Origin of the sequence: Cupriavidus neocaledonicus (genome assembly GCF_000372525.1) — a bacterium.
Taxonomy (GTDB): domain Bacteria; phylum Pseudomonadota; class Gammaproteobacteria; order Burkholderiales; family Burkholderiaceae; genus Cupriavidus; species Cupriavidus neocaledonicus.
This window is the reverse complement of sequence record NZ_AQUR01000107.1, coordinates 552842-571092: the sequence shown is the minus strand read 5'-3', so window position 1 is coordinate 571092 and position 18251 is coordinate 552842. Positions and strand designations below refer to the sequence as shown.

The window sequence follows — 18251 nt, the reverse complement described above, 5'->3', positions numbered from 1 at the left end:
TATCGATATTGCTGCAAGCTAGGCCGATCGCGGCAGGAGTGATGACGGCCGTAGGGAAGAGGCCGGGACTCCGTGTGCGGTAAGTTTATTTACGTGCGCATTTTACCGTTGCCGATCGGCAAAACATGCTCCTTGTACCTGGCGCATAAGCCTGCAGTATCATCGCTTTATCAACGCGCCATGGAGTACGGCATGCAGTTTCTCTGGCCGCAATTGCTCTGGCTGTTGTGCTTTCTCCCTTTGCTAGCAGGTGCTTACCTCTACCTGATGGCACGACGCAAGAAAGCTGCTCTGTTGTACGGCAGTCTTGCTCTGCCGCGCGCCGCGTTGGGGCACAGCCTACGTCTTCGGCGTCACATCCCGCCGGTGCTTTTTCTCTTGGCGTTGGGCGCGGCCTTGCTGGCATGCGCCCGTCCTGCCGCGACCATCACCCTGCCGTCAGACATCATCACAGTGGTACTGGCTGTCGATACCTCCCTCAGCATGAATTCAACCGACGTGGCTCCCACTCGGATCAGTGCCGCGCAGCAGGCCGCACGAGATCTTGTCATCGGACTGCCTGGAAGCGTGCGCCTGGGCATTGTCTCGTTTGCTGCCACGGCCACTGTAGTGCAGCCTCCAACCGACAACCGTCAGGATATGCTCGATGCGATCGATCGCTTCCAACTCCAACACGGCACGGCCACAGGCAGCGGACTGATCCAGGCTCTGGCGGTATTGTTCCCCGACGATGATGGCATCGACCTCGAAGCTATCCTTTTCCGCGGCGAGACCTTAGCTCCGGGACCTGGTGGAAGAACGCAGTCCGAAGCTGCTGCCGCGGACGCCGTTCGCAAGCGCGAACTGGAACAGCCACCGACGATGCCAGGCTCTTATCGGCACGGGGTGGTAATCCTGCTCAGCGATGGTCGCCGGACCACTGGGCCAGATCCGCTAGACGCCGCGCGCATGGCTGCCCAGCGTGGGGTTCGCGTCTATACCGTAGGCTACGGTACCCCGCAAGCAGAGCCGAGCCAGTCCTCCTTCACACAACTGGATGAGCCGACTTTGCGCGCGGTCGCGACGCTGACTGCTGGCGAGTACTTCCTAGCCGGCTCGGCCGCGGATCTGACACGGGTATATCGGCAGCTTAGCGCCCGTTTCGCGCTCGAACGCAGGCAGACCGAAATCAGTGCTTTGCTGGCCGGGACCTCAGTTGTGCTGCTGATCGCAGCTTGTAGCCTGTCATTGCTGTGGTTCCGACGGTGACCATAACGAAAGTCAGTCGTCCCACGTATTCTTCGAGCGGTAATGCGTTTGCGCAGCCGCTGTCGGGTCACAGTCCAATTGACTTCGGCCGAGAAATTGTTAACGACCGCAGTCGGCGTCGCCGCTGGCAGCCTTTTTCCCCACCATCAATGCGATAGCGTACGGCGCGCCGGACAAGCCGGTTCGCGCTGTAGTAGCCGGTCTCGATGCGGAAGTCAGTCTCGAGGTTATCCACAGCGGTCCTGCCATTGACCCGCGGACGCGGGACCGGATATTCGACTCGTTGAGAAGTGGCCCAGATCAGGAAGACAACAACCCGCGCGGGCTCGGGCTGTATATCGCGAGCGAAATTGCCAAAGCCCATCACGGATCGATCAGCGGTACGCATTTGGGGCGGCCCTGATTCCGGGAGAGCCTCATTTATGCGGCTCAGTTTCTACTTGTAAGCAAAGTCTTGGGTTCCAAGTAGGCGCACATACCCCATCTGCCCATCTCTCGCCCGAGCCCTGAATGCTTGAAGCCTCCGAATGGTGCGCGCGGCTCGTGGGCCAGGGTGTTGACGAGCACACGGCCCGAATCGATCTGCAGCGCCACACGCTCGCAGCTCTCCGGATTCTTGCCCAGCACCAGGGCACTCAGGCCATAGCGCGTGTCGTTGGCAATGGCGATCGCGTCGGCCTCATCCTCGTATGGGATGATCGTCAGCACGGGACCGAAGATTTCCTCGCGCGCGATACGCACTTGGTTATTGGCATGCGTAAAGATGGTGGGCTTCACGAACCATCCGGCGCGCATTCCATCCGGCAGGCCTTCACCACCTGCCAGCAGCGTCGCGCCTTCCTGCTGTCCGATACGGATGTAGTCCTGCACCCGTTCCCATTGCTTGCGGCTCACCATCGGGCCGATGTCGGTGTCGGCACTGCGCGGATCCCCGGATCGGAAATGAGAGACTGCCTCCTTCGCGATCTGCTCGAACTCTGTCAGACGACTGCGAGGCACGAGGATACGCGTCCCGGCAATGCAAGCCTGGCCGCTGTTGACGAAGCCCGCCTGCAGCACCAGCGGCATAATGGCCGGAAAGTCCGCGTCTGCCAGGACAACCGTGGGCGACTTGCCGCCCAGTTCCAGGGTCACGCGCTTCATTGTCGCCGCTCCGGTGGCTACCAGATGCTGGCCAACTGCGGACGAGCCCGTGAACGAAATCTTGGCGACGCCGGGGTTGCGCGCGATCTCTTCTCCGACGACCTCCCCCCGACCATTGACGATGTTGAATATCCCTGGGGGGAGGCCGGCTTCATGCAACGCACTGGCCACGATCTGCGTCTGCATCGCGCTCATCTCACTGGGCTTGATGACGGCAGTGCAACCCGCCGCTAGCGCGGTGGCCAGCTTGTTGCAGATGAAACCTGCATTGCTGTTCCATGGGGTGATCAGACCGGCAACGCCGACAGGCGACTGGATCACCCTGGCTGAGCCGACTTGCTCCTCGAACGCGAAGGACTCGAGGGTATCGATGGCTTGGGCAATGACATCGGCCGGATACGTCGCCATCCAGCGCCCACGGACTAACGGTGCGCCGTATTCCGTCAGGATGGCTTCCATCAACGCATCTTCACGCGCCGCCACAGCCCGATGCATGCGCTGGAGGGCAGCAATGCGCTCCTCGCGCGTGCTGCGTGACCAGGCGGGGAATGCAGCCTGGGCTGCCGCGATGGCGCGCCGCGCATCCTCCGCATCGCCTAGCCGCACCTGACCAATGACTTCCTCGGTGCTCGGGTTGTGGAGGTCGAACCATTCCTGGCCGTGCGGCGTGACGAATTCGCCGTTGATGTAGCTGTGCTTAATACGGTGCATGGTGGCTTGTTGCGAGTGGGATGCAACGAAGTCTAGGATTGGTTTATTGTTCTGATAAGCCGTCTTGTGGCGGATGACGTATGCTGATTTTCAGGACAATTCATGCACAGAACGGGAATGACCGAGCTGGAAGTGGTTCTGGCCGTCGCGCGCAGGAACAGCTTTCGTGGCGCGGCGCAGGAGTTGGGCATGTCCACTTCAGCCGTGAGCAGCGCCGTGGCCGGACTGGAGGCACGCCTGAAGGTGCGTCTCTTCAATCGCTCGACACGCAGCGTTGCCCTCACGGACGCGGGGCTACGCTATGTGGAGCGCATCGGCCCCGCATTGGCGGAAATCAAGAGCGCAGGCGAAGAAGCCGGCACCGGCCCAGATGTGCCGAGTGGCACCCTGCGCATCAATGCGCCGCAGGGCGCGGCAAACCTGCTGCTGGAGCCGCTTTTCAACCTGTACGCGCAGCGCTATCCCGAGGTACGGATCGACATCATGAGCGAGTCGCGCATGATCGACGTCGTGGCCGAAGGATTCGACGCCGGTATCCGCCTGGCCGAATTCGTCCCGCAGGACATGATTGCCGTGCCGCTTTCGCGCGACGTCCGCATGCTTGTGGTGGCGACGCCTGAATACCTGGAGCGCCACGGCACGCCCCGACACCCACGTGATCTGCTCCAGCACCAGAGCATCGGCATGCGAATGTCCCACGGTGGCATCTATCACTGGGAGCTGGAGCACAAGGGCCAGAAGCTGCAGATGGATCTGCCCGTGCGCATCGCGCTCAATGAGTTGCTGGCCATCAAGCAGGCGGTACTGCTCGGGCTGGGCATCGGCTTTATCTCCGAATGGTTCATCGCGGAAGAGTTGAAGACCGGCGCTCTTGTGCCCGTGCTGGTTCCGTGGTGTCCCTCGTTTGGCGGACTGAGGCTTTACTATTCAGGTCATCGCTTCGTGCCCGCGCGGTTGCGCGCCCTTGTTAGCCTGGTCCATGAGTTGCGCTTGGCTGAAGCGCCATAGCGAGAGGCGTGTCTACCAAGCTGAGGAGACAATTTCGCAAAGCGGCGCCTACGGGTCTATGACGGGTACCGTCGCTTACCGACCCTTTTGCGCCGTTCGAGTCTTCCTCAACACGATGACGGCTATCCGACTCCAACGGTCATCCGCCCTATTGCTGCTTGAGCAGATGTTCGCCATTTCAGCCATTCGGTAATCAGCGCGCGAACGGCAGAAAAGGATCGGCGCAACTGTCATAGGTTGCCATGCCTACGGCCGCTTACCACCGCGGATTCAGCCGACCACCATCCGAAATTATCTTTCTCATACTTGTCCGGCGCCATCACCCGGCCACTGGCTCCATTTCTGCCCTGCGCCCCTCCGTAAGGCCGCCCAATACATGACCCGAAGTTCCGAGGACAACTCCGCCTCTTCGATCCTGCATCCAGGTGGGAAGCCGCTCAAGTCAATGCCAAGTTCCACCGCCGCAGCTAGACAGATCACCATGCGCCTCGGGCACGCTGAACGCATCTCCGCGCGATAGAGGAAGAGCAGCGCGGCCTGGTAGCCGATACCGTGACGCCTGGACAGGTGCCGTGCCTGCCGTGCTGTGGCACCGCGCCAGTCATGCATCTCGCGCAAGATGTCGCCAAGGCGGTCGATCAACCGGTCTTCGCTCCCAATGCGATGCCGGACACGAGTCTTCTGCTCCGCCACGACTGGGCGCTCTCGGCTATCCGGAATGTGGAGAGCAAGCTCGGCCGGCCACCGAAACACATTCACGGGGAACTCACGCCTGTACGTGGCCGGGCCAGGGAGCGGCGGAGCTTGCTCGTTGCCTGAGGAGGAACTTCTGGATCTTGCCGGTCGACGTCCTGGGAAGGTGGCCGATGACTATCTTCTTCGGCGCCTTGAAGTGCGCCAAATGGGCGCGGCAATGTTCGATCAGTTCGCGCTCGCCGACCCTGGCGCCATCGACGACTTCGACAAAGGCGCATGGCGTCTCCCCCCAACGCTCGTCCGGCTGGGCGACGACGGCTGCCACGCGCACCGCAGGGTGCCGGTAGAGCACCTCTTCAACCTCCAGTGAGTTGATATTCTCTCCGCCCGAAATGATGACGTCCTTGGAACGGTCCCGGATCTGTACATAGCCATCCGGGCAGACGACTGCGAGGTCACCGGAGTGGAACCAGCCGCCGGCAAAAGCTTCCGCCGTGGCCTCGGGGTTCTTCAGGTAGCCCTTCATGGTCATGTTGCCGCGGAACATGACTTCGCCGATGGTCTTCCCGTCCCACGGCACCGGCACAAGGGTTTCGGGATGCAGCACGGCCATGCCTTCCTGTGCGGTGTAGCGGACGCCTTGCCGTCCCTTTCGTTCCGCCAGCGCACCGATGCCGAGTTCCTCCCATTCGGGCTGCTCCACGCAAACCGCCGCGGGGCCGTAGACCTCGGTCAATCCGTAGATCTGGGTGATCCTGATCCCCATGCGCATCAGGCCTTCGATCACCGGGATCGGCGGAGGGGCGCCGCCGATGAGTCCGTGGACCGGATGGTCGATGCCCGCCTTCCACGCTTCGGGTGCGTGGGCAAGCATCGCATGCACGATCGGCGCCCCGCAGTAATGCGTGACCTGGTGCTCGCGAATCGCATCGAGCACGGCGGCAGCCTCCACCCGCCGCAGGCAGACGCTGGTACCGGCGTTGGCAGCCAGCGTCCAGGCGAAGCACCAGCCATTGCAGTGGAACAGCGGCAGCGTCCACAGGAAAACGGCGTGCCGGGGCATGCCCCAGTCGAGCATGTTCGACAGCGCAGCCAGATAGGCGCCGCGATGGTGGTAGACCACGCCCTTTGGGTTGCCTGTGGTGCCGGAGGTATAGTTGAGGGCGATGGCCTGCCATTCGTCGGCAGGCTCGCCGCCCTCCCAGTGCGGATCGCCCCCGGCCAGGAAACCCTCATATTCGATCTCCGCCAGCCTGCGGCCCCCTTCGACGGAGGGATCGATGATGTCAATCACCAGCGGCTTGTCGTCGAGCAGCGTCAGTGCGGCTTCGACTACGTCAGCGTACTCCGTGTCGGTGACCAGCACCTTTGCCTCCGCGTGCCTGAGCATGAAGGCGATGGCGGCCGCGTCCAGGCGCACGTTCAACGTGTTCAGCATGGCGCCACTCATGGGCACGCCGAAATGCATCTCCAGCATCTCCGGCGTGTTGGCGGCCATCACGGCTACCGTATCGCCAGTCCTGACGCCGGCGGCCACCAGCGCCGACGCGAGGCGGGTGCTGCGTTCCAGCATGGCCCGCCAGCTCGTGCGGCGCTCGCCGTAGACGATGGCTGTACGCTCAGGGTAGACCTCGGCCGTCCTGCGAAGGAAGGAAATCGGCGTCAGGGGCACGAAGTTGACCGGGCCGCGCTCCAGCCCGCCGGCGTTGTGTTCGACCTGTTCCATGGATTGCCTCACTGGCTGCAGCCGCGCGTCAGTGCATGACGTCGCGGGAGATGATCATCCGCTGGATTTCCGAGGTTCCCTCAACGATCTCGAGCACTTTGGCATCCCCGAAGGCGCGCGATACCGCGTACTCCGTCATGATCCCGTTGCCGCCGTGGATCTGCACGGCCTGGTGGGCAGCCTCCATGGCCTTCTCGGTTGCGAAGAGCTTTGCCATCGAGGCCTGCCGATCGTAGGGCCGGCCCTCGTCCTTGGCCGCCGCGGCGTCGTAGAGCATCAGGCGGGCAGCGTGCGCGTGGGTCGCCATGTCGGCCAGCTTGAACTGCAGCGACTGGAACTGGTCGAGCGTCTTGCCGAACGCTGTACGCTCGCTCATGTAGCGCCCGGAGCGTTCCAGCGAGCCCTGCAGGATGCCCAGGCCCAGCGTTCCGATCAGGATGCGGCCGGTGCTCACCTGTGACAGGGTCTGCCGGAGGCCGGCCCCGAGCTCGCCGAGCAGGTGCTCGGCAGAAATGGCGCAGTCCTCGAAGAACAGCTCGAATGTGGTCGATCCGCGCCAGCCGATCTTGTGCAGCTTCTTGCCATGGCTGAAGCCGGGCGTACCGTTCGGTACGATGAAGTTCGAAATGTCCTTGCGGCCGTCGGGCCGGATTCCCGTCACCGCCGCAATGACGATCGGGCCTGTGATCTCGGAACCCGAGTTGCTGATGAAGGTCTTGGCGCCATTGATGACCCAGCGGCCATCCTTCAGCACGGCGCGGGTCTGGATATTGGCGGCGTCGGAGCCGGCGTTCGGCTCTGTCAGGCCGATGCAGCCGACCTGCGTGCCCGCCAGGATCGGCCGCAGGAAGCGCGCCTTCTGGCCATCGGTGCCGTAGTTGTTGAGCAGGCTGGCCGCCGTGGAGTTGGCCATGATGGCCACCGCCACGGCGCAATCGACGCGGGCGATCTCTTCCAGCGCAATGGCAAAGCCAAGCCAGTCGCCGCCGCTACCTCCCCAGGCTTCGGGGTACGGCAGCCCGATATAGCCCAGTTCGCCGGCCCGGCGCCAGATCTCGTAGGGAAAACTCTCCTCCTCCCACAACCGGTGGGCGACCGGTGCGATCTCTTCCTCGGCGAAGCGGCGCACCGCCTGCCGGATGATCTCGTGGTGTTCTGCGATGTATGACATCGTCTTTCTCCTCAATACGATTCGTGCAGCATCGCCAGGTAGTCGTCGACCGTGGCAGTGCGGGGATTGGTGGCGTGGCAGTGGTCCTTCGTGGCGGCGACCGCGATGTCCTCCAACACGTCACGCGGCACGCCCATGGCGCCGAGACCAGCCGGCAAGCCGAGACTGGCGTTGAGTTCGCTGATGGCATGAGCCGGGTCCCCGCCGGTGGGCAGGCCCATGGCCTGGGCAAGTGCGGCCTGCTTGGCTTGGGTCGCCGGCTTGTTGAAGCGCAGCACGGCCGGCAGCAGCACGGCATTCAGCGTGCCGTGGTGCAACGAGACGCCGGGCACCGCGCCCAGCGGGTGCGACAGGGCATGCACCGCGCCCAGCCCCTTCTGGAAGGCCAGCGCACCTTCCATGGCGGCCATCATCATGTTCCAGCGCGCGTCGCGGTCGCAGCCGTCGGCGGTCGCCTTGCCGATATTGGCTATGCCGCGGCGCAGGCCGTCCAGGGCGATCGCTTCGGCGGGCGGGTTGATGGCCGGCGCCAGGAAGGTCTCGATGCAGTGGGCGATGGCGTCCATGCCGGTTGCGGCGGTCAGGGCCGGGGGCAGTCCCAGCGTCAGTTCGGGGTCGCAGATGGCGAGCTTCGGCAGCAGGAACGGACTAAGCAGGCCGAGCTTGCGGCCGGACTCCATGACGATGACCGCGCCCCGGCCCACTTCGCTGCCGGTACCCGCAGTTGTCGGGATGGCCACCAGCGGGGCGACCCGGCTAGTGATCCGGCTCGCGCCGCCCTCCACCGCCGCGTAGGTCTGCAGCGGTGCCGGGTGGGTCGCCAGCAGCGCGGTGGCCTTGCCCAGGTCGATGGGCGATCCGCCGCCCACGGCCACGATGCCGTCGCAGCCGTTGCCGAGGTAAAGGCCGGTCGCGGCGGACACGGCGGCTTCCGTCGGGTTGGATGGGGTGTCCTCGAAGACGGTAGGGGTGCAATCCGGGCCCAGGGCGTCGAGCACCTTGTCGGCGATACCGGCGGCGCGGATGCCGCGATCGGTGACGATCAGCGGTCGCTGGATGCCCAGGCGCTGCAGCTCGGCCCCTAGCATCCGGATGGCGCCGAAGTCGATGTGGACGGTAGTCAGGTAGTTGATGACAGCCATGGTTTCCTCGTAGATAGGTCGATGCGTCAGGCGCGGAATAGCGTCGGGTCCATGCGCGGAAGCGGCTCCGCCACGCGCACCGGCGGGAAGGCCATCAGGTCCAGTACCTGGGACCTGACGTCGATGCCGGGCGCAACCTCCTCCAGCACTAGTCCGTCTGGCGCCACCGAGAAGACTGCGCGCTCGGTGATGACCCTGGCCTCCTGGCCGCGCTCGGCCACGTTGCGCCCCAGTGGATAGGTGATCTCGTCCACGCGCTCGACGAACTTGCGCACGCTCCCCTCACGCCCGATCGACAGGAAGCCGTCGGTGGTGTCGGCGACGAGGCCACCGGTGGTAAAGGTGCCGGTGAACAGCAGCTTGCGCGCGTTGTAGGCGATGTCGATGAAGCCGCCCGGCCCTGGATTGGCCGCACCGAAGCGGCTGACGTTGATGTTCCCGTCCCGGTCGAACTGGGCAAAGGCCAGCGCCGCCATCGGGCAGTTGCCGCCGTCGATGAAGTCGAACTGCGAGGGGCCATCGATCAAGGCGTCGGGATACTTGTTGGCGGAGAATTGCCAGCCGCTCATCACGACGCCGCCGAAGGGGCCGTGCTCGGTGGTAAAGCTGTAGCGACGCAGGCCGCCGTCGGCGAACAGGCCGTCTTCCATCATCACCGTGGGCACGTCGGACGAAGCACCGAAGCCAAAGATGCTGACCTCGCCGGGGCTGACCTCCTGGGCCGCCCGCCGGGCGATCACCTTGTCGGCGCCGGGCGGCAGGCGGTCCGAGGCGCGGCCGTCGAACAGCTGGCCGCCCAGATAGGCATCGTCGTACCGGATGTCGGTGGTCATCATGGCGTCGGGTTCCACCACGACGCGATCCACCAGCACGCCGGGAATCCGCACCGCGTGCGCCGGCCGGGCATGGCGCGGCACCAGCTTGCGCACCTGTGCGATCACGGTGCCGCCTGACGCCTTTACCGCCAGCGCCATGGCCAGCGCGCACGACGTGATCGGCTCGTCCTCGAAGCTCAGGTTGCCGTCCTCGTCGGCACTGGTGGCACGCAGGAACCCCACGTCGAGCGGCCAGCTCGGATAGAACAGGTATTCCTTGCCGTCCAGCTCCTGCACCCGCACCAGGTCGTCGGTGGCGCGCGCCGTGTACTTGCCGCCCTGCTGGCGCGGGTCGATGTAGGAGCCGAGGCCGATGCGGGTCAGGTAGCCTGGGCTGCGCCGGGCGACTTCGCGCAGCCAGTGCATGGTGGCGCCGATCGGCCAGCAGTAGGCTTCCACCCGATTCTCGCGGATCAGGCGCATGAACTCCGGGCGCTTGCCGGTGGCCGGATTCACCGCATTGGTAAAGTTGCCCGATACGATCCGCTTCATCAGCCCTTCGACGGCCACGTGATCCATGCCGCGGATGTCCATGCCGTCGCCGACACTGACCGGGAAAAAGAAGGTCAGGTTACGAGGCGACCCAGTCTCATGGAAGCGTTGCGCCAGCGCCTGGAACAACGCGTCCGGCGTCAGCCAGCCGATCACGCCCACGCTGCCCACGCTCTGGCCGGCCCGGATATCTGAAACGGCCTGCGCCGCAGTACAGATCTTGCTCATGCGATCTCTCACCTTTCTCGCCGCTCGCAGCCCGGGCTCAGGCCTGGAAATGGATGATGTGGGTACCGACGCAGACCGTCTCTCCCCGCTGATTGATTAGCGTTGCCTCAGCCCACAGGCGCTTCTTCTCGTCGTCGGCGCGGGCAATGCGGTAGTTCACGGTGAGGGTGTCTCCGATGCGAACGGGCTTGGTGAAGCGCACGTTGTCGTAGCCGTAGGAGACCGCCGGGCGCTTGATCATGTCGAGATACTTGGTCACGGCGCCGGCGATGAAACCGACCATCATGGCGCCCTGCGCGATGCGGCCGCCGAAGCCCATGCGCTTGCAGTATTCGTCATCCATGTGGTTGGGGTGGTTGTCACCGCTGATGCCGGCGAAGGCATAGATGTCGTACTCGCCGAGGGTGCGGGTGTAGCTGGTGTGCGTGCCAATAAGGGTGGATACGTTGCCTTCGTGCGGGATCTTGATGTCGGACATGTGGGTTCTCCGGAAGTGGGTTGGGGTTCAGACCTGGGTGGCGTCGATCCTGATCGCGAGGATGAGCAGGGATTCGAGGAGAAAGTAGTCGCCCCAAACCAGTTCGTTGTCTATGGCGACGTTATTGCGCTTGTTGAAGCAGCCGCCGGTGAGGATGCCAGGCTGCCGTTCATCGCCTGGACCGATTGGGGTCAGGAAGCGGGTCACGACTTGCTCGATGCTGTCGACGGCAGCCTGGCGGTAGACCGCCGCGCGCTCCGGCACAAGCGCGGCAAGTTTGAGCAGGCTGGCGGCGGCGATGGCGGTGGCCGAGGTGTCGCGGTTAGTGTGCGGGATGGCGGGATCGTCGAAATCCCAGAAGGCCACGCGGTCGGCGGGCAGGTGCGCGACCCACCAATCGGCCACGCGGATCGCGTCGGATTTGAACGCCTGCTCGCCGCACGACAGCGCCTGCGCGAGGCCGAGCATGCCCCATGCCTGGGCGCGGGCCCACGTGCTGCTGTCATGGAAGCCCTTGTGCGTGTAGCGCTTCACGAGCGAGCCATCGGCGGCGTTGAATGTGGCGGACTGGCAAACCGAGCCATCCTCCCGCACGCACAGGGCAATGTGTTGGCGCAGGTGCTGGCGGCCGATCTCGCCCGTACCGAGTGCGTCGTCGTGCCGCAGCAGCAGCGCCACGGTGCCCGGAATCGCATCGATGTTGACTTCGCTCGTCCCCACGCTGGAGGCCTCCTCGGCCTCGGTGCCGAGCGGGATCAGGCGGGCCGCTTCGCTGTACATTTCCGCGAGGCCACGCGTGCCGTCGAGGGCGAGCCCCGCGGCCTGCGGATCGGCCAGCAGCGAGCCGCCGAGTTGCGCGCCGTACCAGAAGAGGAATCCTTTGAACACCGACTTCGACGCCACCCGCGGCGCCAGCCGTGCGGACCACATGCGGGCGCTGTCGCGGTACTTCTGCTCGCCAGTGCGCAAGGCAGCCAGCCACAGCATCCCGACCCAGAAGCCGCCGGTCCAGTCGCCGGCCGGGGAGCGTGTCCAGGTGCCGTCGGCCGGATCGCCATAATGCGGAAAGCCCGCCTCGTCCTGCGCGATCGTTGCATCGATGCGTTGCAGGATGCGATCCAGCGCATCATCGATCAGTCTGGAATCCATATCTTTGTCTCCATGCGTACATTGGCTTGCCCGGTCTCCGGTGCCAGCTGCGGACCGGCAGGGATGGCGCGCGGAGCGGGGTATGCATGGAATCGTAGGGATTGCGCAAACTAGTGTCCAATATATAATTTATCGCTCTTTTATACTTTCAGGATATAGCGATGGACCTTCGCCATCTGCGGTATTTCATCGCCGTCGCCGAGGAACTCAACTTCACTAGGGCGGCCGAGCGCCTGCACATCGCCCAGCCGCCGCTGAGCCTGCAGATCCGCCAACTCGAGGAGGAGATGGATGTGTCACTGCTGAACCGCTCGCGTCGGCACGTGGAGCTGACCGACGCGGGTCGCATTTTCCTGGAGCAGGCGCGGCAGATACTGCGCGCTACCGAGAGTGCGGTCGTCCAGGCGCAGCGCGCGCATCGCGGTGAGACGGGCCGGCTGACGGTGGGCTTCTTCGAGCACGCGTCCTATACGCTGCTGCCGCCCATCCTGCGCGCCTACCGGGAGCGTTTTCCCTCCGTGGAAATCCTGCTGCGCTGGTTTCCGGTCGTCGAACAGGCAGAAGCGCTGCGCCGGGGTGACGCGGATATCTCCTTCATGCGGCCCGTGCCCGACCTCGAGGGCGTGACGTGGGAGACCATCCTTGAAGAGCCGTTCGTGCTGGCTGTGCCGGCAAGGCACCCATTCGCGAACGCGGAGTCAATCTCGCTGAAGGATTGCGCGCAGGAGCCCTTCATCATGTACATGCCCGAGGCGGCGCCGGACTTCCACGCCATGAACATGCGCATGTGCGCGTCGGCGGGTTTCGTGCCGAAGGTCGTGTCTGAAGTGGGGCAGGTCTACACGCTGGTCGGGTTGGTCAGTTCCGGTGCGGGCATTGGCTTTGTGCCGGCATCGGTCCGGCAGATGAAGTTCGCCCACGTCGCCTACAAGCCGATCAAAGGCCGGCAACCAACAGTCGAGATCATGCTCGGCTATAGCCAGCGCACCCCGACGCCGCTGATGACGGCTTTCATCGAGACGGCGAAAAGCATCCTGTGAAGGTTCCCCCGGGCCTCGCCGGCTGTAATGTTGGCGAGACCCGAAGCATGGCGCGCGGACGTTCAGTCGCGCCGGGATGCCGGCGATAGGCGGCCGCCGTAGGTGGCGGTCAAACGCCAGCGAGTTGCCGTCGGCCAGGGCGGCCCGCAACAGGCGTGCGGGGAAGTTCTGATAACAGGGCGGTCTCGGCCATGGCGCTCGGTGAGGGTGTCGCCCAGCCCTTCGATGCCGAGGTCGATGGCCTCCAGGAAGCTGCCGCTCGCCTCGGGCGTCATCTCGCGACAGGTGATCTTCATGACGTCTTCTTCCCGACCAGCGGGCAGCTACCTTCTTCCATCGGCCGGAACGCCTCGTTGGCGGGAATGGAGGCGATGAGCTTGTAGAAGTCGCCCGCATACTTCGATTCCGACGGCTTCTTCACCTCGAACAGATAGAGCGGGTGGATCTTCCGGCCGTCTTCACGAATGCTGCCCTTGCCGAACAGCTTGTCGTCGGTGGGCATCGCCTTCATCTTCGCTACCACGGTGCCGCCGTCGCCATCCGCCTTCATCGCCGCCACTGCCTTCAGGTAGTGGATCACAGCCGAGTACGTACCGGCCTGCGCCATGGTCGGGAACTTGCCGTTGTTGGCAGCGGCGAATTCCTTGCCAAACTTGCGGTTCTCGTCGGTCATATCCCAATACCAGGTCTCGCTCAGCAACAGGCCCTGTGCAGCCTTGAGGCCGAGCGCCTGGACGTCGCTGCTGAAGACGAGCAGGCCTGCCAGCTTCTGACCGCCGGCGTTCACGCCGAACTCGGCGGCCTGCTTGACCGCGCCGATGGTGTCGCCCCCGGCGTTGGCCAGGCCCACGACCTGCGCCTTCGAGGCCTGAGCCTGAAGCAGGTAGGAGGAGAAATCGTTGCCTGGGAAAGGATGCCGGACCTTGCCGAGGACCTTGCCGCCGTTCTTGACGACAACGGCCTCGGTGTCGCGTTCGAGCGAGTGGCCGAAGGCGTAGTCAGCAGTCACGAAGAACCAACTCTTGCCCCCCGACTTGACAACCGCCTTGCCAGTCCCGTTCGCCAGTGCCCACGTGTCGTAGGCCCAGTGGATGGCATTGGGCGTGCAGGCCTTGCCGGTGAGGTCGGAGGTGCCGCCGCCGGTGACAATCATCACCTTGTTTTTCTCCTTGGCCACCTGGTTGACCGCAAGGACGACCGACGAGGTCGGCACGTCGACGATAGCGTCCACCTTGTCCACGTCGAACCAGCGGCGGGCGATGCTTGCCCCGACGTCCGGCTTATTCTGGTGGTCGGCGGCCACGATCTCCACCTTCAGACCATGCGTTTCAGGTGCAAAGTCCTGGACCGCCTTCTTCGCGGCCCAGACCGAACCGGGACCGGCCAGCCCGGCATAAACGCCGCTCTGATCGTTGAGCACGCCGATCCGGACCACGCCGTCCGTGATCTCGGCCTGCGCCGTCGAGGCCGCCAGCAGCGCGGCGAGCGAAAGTAGCTTGATGCGATTGTTCATCCTGTGTCTCCTCTACTGTGGGGATATTTATGGGGTGTTCCGTTCAGGGCTCGATTTCATGCCTTTCCTTCCACGCGCCGGGCATGTATGCCTGCTCCGGCGGGGGCTTCGTCATGACTTGGTGCCGGCACGGCAGCGTGGCGCGGTGCGGGCCGGCCGCGGCGCTTGCCCACGATGTTCTGGCACAACGCGTTCAACTCGCCGACGATGCCGCGGCGGAACGCCAGCACGCACACGACGAAGATGCTCCCCATGATCACGGTGATCATGGAACCGACCTTGTCCGCCAAGGCGCTCTGGATGGCAACCACGATGCCAGCGCCCACCACCGGGCCGAAGGCAGTGCCAAGGCCGCCCAACAGCGTCATCAGCACGACTTCGCCGGAGGTGTGCCAGTGCGCGTCGGTCAGCGTGGCAAACTGAAAGACCAGGGTCTTGGTGGCCCCGGCAAGGCCGGCCAGGCCCGCCGAGAGGACGAAGGCCAGCAGCTTGTAGCGCGCGACGTCATAGCCCAGCGATGTGGTGCGCGCCTCGTTCTCGCGGATCGCCTTCAGGATCTGGCCGAAAGGCGAATGGATGATGCGGTGGATCAGCCAGAAGGTGAACAGGAAGATCGCCAGCACGAAGTAGTACATGCGCAGGTCCGACGCCAGGTCGATCAGGCCGAACAGCCTGCCTCGCGGAATGGCCTGCATGCCATCCTCGCCGCCGGTGAACGGCGCCTGCAGGAACAGGAAATACAACATCTGTGCCAAGGCAAGCGTGATCATCGCGAAGTAGATGCCCTGTCGGCGAATAGCGAGCGCCCCGACGACAAAGCCCGCGGCAGCCGAGACGGCCGTGCCGAGCAGCAGGCCGAGTTCCGGGGTGAGCCCCCAGGTCTTCATGCCATAGCCCGATATATAGGCCGCCGTGCCCAGGAACGCCGCATGGCCGAACGAGAGCAGGCCGGTATAGCCGAGCAGCAGGTTGAAGGCACAGGCGAACAAGGCGAAGCACAGCACCTTCATCAGCATCACCGGATAGAGCGCGGCCGGGGCCGCCAGCGCACCCAGCAGCAGGACGCCGTAGCCAAGATTCCTCATTTTCATATTCGACCTCACGTTTCCTTGCCAAACAGGCCTGCCGGCCGAACCATCAGTACGATGACCATGATCACGAAAACCACCGTGGCCGACGCCTCCGGATAAAACACCTTGGTCAGTCCTTCGATCACGCCCAGTCCCAGGCCGGCGACGATCGCGCCAAGGATGGAACCCATGCCGCCGATCACCACCACCGCGAACACCACGATGATCAGGTTCGACCCCATCAGCGGACTTAATTGCCCCGTCGGTGCTGCCAGCACGCCGGCCAGCCCGGCCAGGCCCACGCCGAAGGCATAGGTCATCATCACCATCACCGGCACGTTGATGCCGAAGGCTTGGGTAATGCTTGGGTTCTCGGTGGCGGCGCGCAGGTAGGCGCCGAGGCGGGTCTTCTCGATCGTGAACCAGGTCAGCAGGCACACTGCGAGCGAGCCGCCGATGACCCACGCGCGGTATTTCGGCAGGATCATGAAGCCGAGGTTGAAGGCGCCGGCGACCTCGTCGGGAATCGAATAGGGCTGCCCCGAGACGCCGAACTGGAAGCGGAACAGGCCTTCGATAATGAGCGCCAGCCCGAAGGTCAGCAGCAGCCCGTACAGGTGGTCGAGCTTGTACAGCCAGCGCAGCAGGCCGCGCTCGATGGCGATACCCATCAGCCCTACCAGCACCGGCGCCGCCAGCAGCGACCACCAGTAGCTGACGCCGAGATACTCCAGGCCCGCCCAGGCGACGAATGCGCCCACCATGAACATCGCGCCGTGGGCAAAGTTGATGATGTTGAGCATGCCGAAGATCACGGCAAGTCCGAGGCTGAGAATCGCGTAGAACGAGCCGTTTACCAGCCCGAGTACGAGTTGCCCCAACAGCGCCTGTAGCGGGACTCCCAGAATCGTTGTCATGTTGTCTCCTCCGCAGCGGTCTCAGACACCCAGGAGTTCCTGGAGCAGGTGCTGCTTCTCGTGAATCTCGTGCTGGTGGATCTGCGCGGCGATTTGGCCGTGCTCCACCACGTACATGCGGTCGGCCAGCGGCGCGGCGAACCGGAAGTTCTGCTCCACCAGCACGATCGTGTAGCCCTTCGCCTTGAGGTCGCGGATGACCTCGGCGAGCTTCTGCACGATCACCGGCGCCAGTCCCTCGGAGATTTCGTCCAGCAGCAGCAACCGCGCCCCAGTGCGCAGGATGCGCGCCATCGCCAGCATCTGTTGCTCGCCGCCCGAGAGCCGTGTGCCCTGGCTATGCCGCCGCTCGTGGAGGTTGGGGAACATCGCGTAGATCTCGTCGAGGCTCATCCCGCCGCCACCCACCTGCGGCGGCAGCAGGAGGTTCTCCTCGCACGAGAGGCTGGAATAAATCGCCCGCTCCTCCGGGCAAAAGCCGACGCCGAGACGCGCGATGCGATGGGCCGGCATGCCGATTGCCTCGCGGCCGTCGATCATGACCGAGCCGGCGCGACGCCCCGTCAGGCCCATGATGGCGCGCAGGGTGGTGGTACGGCCTGCACCGTTGCGGCCGAGCAGGGTCACGCACTCTCCCTCGTTCACCAGCAAGTCGATGCCGTGCAGGATGTGCGATTCGCCGTAGAAGGCATGGAGGTCGGTGACCCGCAGGTATTCCGTCGCCATGATCAATGCCCTCCCGGCGCAGCGAGCGCGGCATCAGCGCTGCCCATATAGGCCTCGATGACCTGCGGGTTGGCGGAGACTTCCGCGTATGTGCCCTCGGCCAGCACGCTGCCGCGCGCCAGCACCGTGATGGCGTCGCAGATGCCGGACACCACTTTCATGTTGTGCTCCACCATCAGGATGCTGCGGTTGGCCGAGACCTTCTTGATGAGCTGCATGACGCGGTCAACGTCTTCGTGGCCCATGCCCTGCGTGGGCTCGTCGAGCAGCATCAGCTCGGGGTCGAGGGCCAGCGTGGTGGCGATTTCCAGCGCGCGCTTGCGGCCGTACGGCATCTCGGCGGTCGTCATGTCGGCGAAGTCCTCCAGTCCGACGTCGGCGAGCAATGCCATGGCCCGGTCATCGAGCGATGCGAGGACTTTCGGCGAGCGCCAGAACTGGAAGGAAATCCCGAGCCTGCGCTGCAGCGGGATACGTACGTTCTCGAGCACGGTCAGGTGCGGAAACACCGCCGAGATCTGGAAGGAGCGCACCACGCCCCTGCGTGCGACCTGCGCCGGCTTCTCGCCGGTGATCTCGGCACCGTTGAACCGTATGGTGCCGCGCGTGGGATCCAGGAACTTGGTAAGGAGGTTGAAGCAGGTGGTCTTGCCTGCACCGTTCGGACCAATCAGCGCGTGGATGTGCCCGCGCCTGACCTTGAGACTGACGTCGTTTACGGCGACGAATCCCTTGAACTCCTTCCTCAGTCCGACGGTTTCAAGAATGAGATTGCTTGCCATGGTCAATTCCACGCCCGTGGTTGGGTCTGCTGGAGAATATGGCCGCAGTTAGATCACGTCCAATATATTATTGGTTAGTCATTGACACTTTTTTTGTATATATGTCGGAGGCGCGGCACGAAGGCGTGTCGAAGTG

Annotated in this window: 17 protein-coding genes; 4 read left to right on the top strand and 13 right to left on the bottom strand. The window is 64.2% G+C overall.

The genetic code is table 11. The features are described from left to right. Positions 1–192: 192 nt before the first annotated feature. On the top strand, positions 193–1248 hold the full coding sequence (locus A3AG_RS0130780; RefSeq protein ID WP_026164589.1) for a VWA domain-containing protein: 1056 nt from the start codon (positions 193–195) through the stop codon (positions 1246–1248). Between the two features lie 124 nt (positions 1249–1372). Next, positions 1373–1651: an ATP-binding protein gene (locus A3AG_RS34780; protein WP_115678569.1), complete on the top strand. Its 279-nt coding sequence runs from the start codon at positions 1373–1375 to the stop codon at positions 1649–1651. A 26-nt stretch (positions 1652–1677) separates the two neighbouring features. Here A3AG_RS34780 and A3AG_RS0130775 read toward each other — a convergent pair whose 3' ends face one another. After that, positions 1678–3102 carry an aldehyde dehydrogenase family protein gene (locus tag A3AG_RS0130775; protein WP_018009113.1) on the bottom strand — a complete coding sequence of 475 codons (1425 nt, stop codon included), beginning with the start codon at positions 3100–3102 and terminating at the stop codon, positions 1678–1680. A gap of 117 nt (positions 3103–3219) precedes the next feature. On the opposite strand from A3AG_RS0130775, the gene A3AG_RS0130770 reads away from it, so the two are divergent. Next, positions 3220–4110 carry a LysR family transcriptional regulator gene (locus tag A3AG_RS0130770; protein ID WP_018009112.1) on the top strand — a complete coding sequence of 297 codons (891 nt, stop codon included), beginning with the start codon at positions 3220–3222 and terminating at the stop codon, positions 4108–4110. A 766-nt stretch (positions 4111–4876) separates the two neighbouring features. Here A3AG_RS0130770 and A3AG_RS0130755 read toward each other — a convergent pair. The 6 genes from A3AG_RS0130755 to A3AG_RS0130730 are packed head-to-tail and all read right to left on the bottom strand — an operon-like array spanning position 4877 to position 12067. After that, positions 4877–6532: an acyl-CoA synthetase gene (locus tag A3AG_RS0130755; RefSeq protein ID WP_018009109.1), complete on the bottom strand. Its 1656-nt coding sequence runs from the start codon at positions 6530–6532 to the stop codon at positions 4877–4879. Between the two features lie 28 nt (positions 6533–6560). After that, a complete protein-coding gene (locus A3AG_RS0130750) occupies positions 6561–7703 on the bottom strand; it encodes an acyl-CoA dehydrogenase family protein (protein ID WP_018009108.1) in 1143 nt (380 codons plus the stop codon). An 11-nt stretch (positions 7704–7714) separates the two neighbouring features. After that, a complete protein-coding gene (locus A3AG_RS0130745) occupies positions 7715–8845 on the bottom strand; it encodes an iron-containing alcohol dehydrogenase (protein ID WP_018009107.1) in 1131 nt (376 codons plus the stop codon). Between the two features lie 26 nt (positions 8846–8871). Further along, entirely contained in the window at positions 8872–10440 is a 1569-nt protein-coding gene (locus A3AG_RS0130740) for an acyl CoA:acetate/3-ketoacid CoA transferase (protein WP_018009106.1), read from the bottom strand. A gap of 37 nt (positions 10441–10477) precedes the next feature. After that, complete coding sequence (locus A3AG_RS0130735) at positions 10478–10918, bottom strand: MaoC family dehydratase (RefSeq protein WP_018009105.1); 441 nt, start codon at positions 10916–10918, stop codon at positions 10478–10480. Between the two features lie 27 nt (positions 10919–10945). Beyond that, entirely contained in the window at positions 10946–12067 is a 1122-nt protein-coding gene (locus A3AG_RS0130730) for a glycoside hydrolase family 88 protein (protein ID WP_018009104.1), read from the bottom strand. 161 nt (positions 12068–12228) lie between these two features. On the opposite strand from A3AG_RS0130730, the gene A3AG_RS0130725 reads away from it, so the two are divergent. Continuing rightward, positions 12229–13107, top strand: a complete 879-nt coding sequence (locus A3AG_RS0130725; protein WP_018009103.1) for a LysR family transcriptional regulator — start codon at positions 12229–12231, stop codon at positions 13105–13107. A gap of 62 nt (positions 13108–13169) precedes the next feature. Here A3AG_RS0130725 and A3AG_RS0130720 read toward each other — a convergent pair whose 3' ends face one another. Genes A3AG_RS0130720 through A3AG_RS0130695 form a run of 6 tightly spaced genes read right to left on the bottom strand, consistent with a single transcriptional unit; the run spans position 13170 to position 18115 of the window. Continuing rightward, positions 13170–13403: a hypothetical protein gene (locus tag A3AG_RS0130720; protein ID WP_018009102.1), complete on the bottom strand. Its 234-nt coding sequence runs from the start codon at positions 13401–13403 to the stop codon at positions 13170–13172. After that, entirely contained in the window at positions 13400–14620 is a 1221-nt protein-coding gene (locus A3AG_RS0130715) for an ABC transporter substrate-binding protein (RefSeq protein ID WP_018009101.1), read from the bottom strand. The genes A3AG_RS0130720 and A3AG_RS0130715 overlap by 4 nt, the downstream gene beginning before the upstream one ends. A 56-nt stretch (positions 14621–14676) precedes the next feature. Then, a complete protein-coding gene (locus A3AG_RS0130710) occupies positions 14677–15705 on the bottom strand; it encodes a branched-chain amino acid ABC transporter permease (RefSeq protein ID WP_018009100.1) in 1029 nt (342 codons plus the stop codon). Between the two features lie 14 nt (positions 15706–15719). Further along, positions 15720–16607, bottom strand: a complete 888-nt coding sequence (locus A3AG_RS0130705; RefSeq protein ID WP_018009099.1) for a branched-chain amino acid ABC transporter permease — start codon at positions 16605–16607, stop codon at positions 15720–15722. A 21-nt stretch (positions 16608–16628) separates the two neighbouring features. Continuing rightward, positions 16629–17333: an ABC transporter ATP-binding protein gene (locus A3AG_RS0130700; RefSeq protein ID WP_020384490.1), complete on the bottom strand. Its 705-nt coding sequence runs from the start codon at positions 17331–17333 to the stop codon at positions 16629–16631. A 2-nt stretch (positions 17334–17335) separates the two neighbouring features. Further along, the gene (locus A3AG_RS0130695; protein ID WP_018009097.1) at positions 17336–18115 is read right to left on the bottom strand and encodes an ABC transporter ATP-binding protein; all 780 of its coding nucleotides are present in this window, start codon (positions 18113–18115) and stop codon (positions 17336–17338) included. Positions 18116–18251 lie beyond the last annotated feature (136 nt).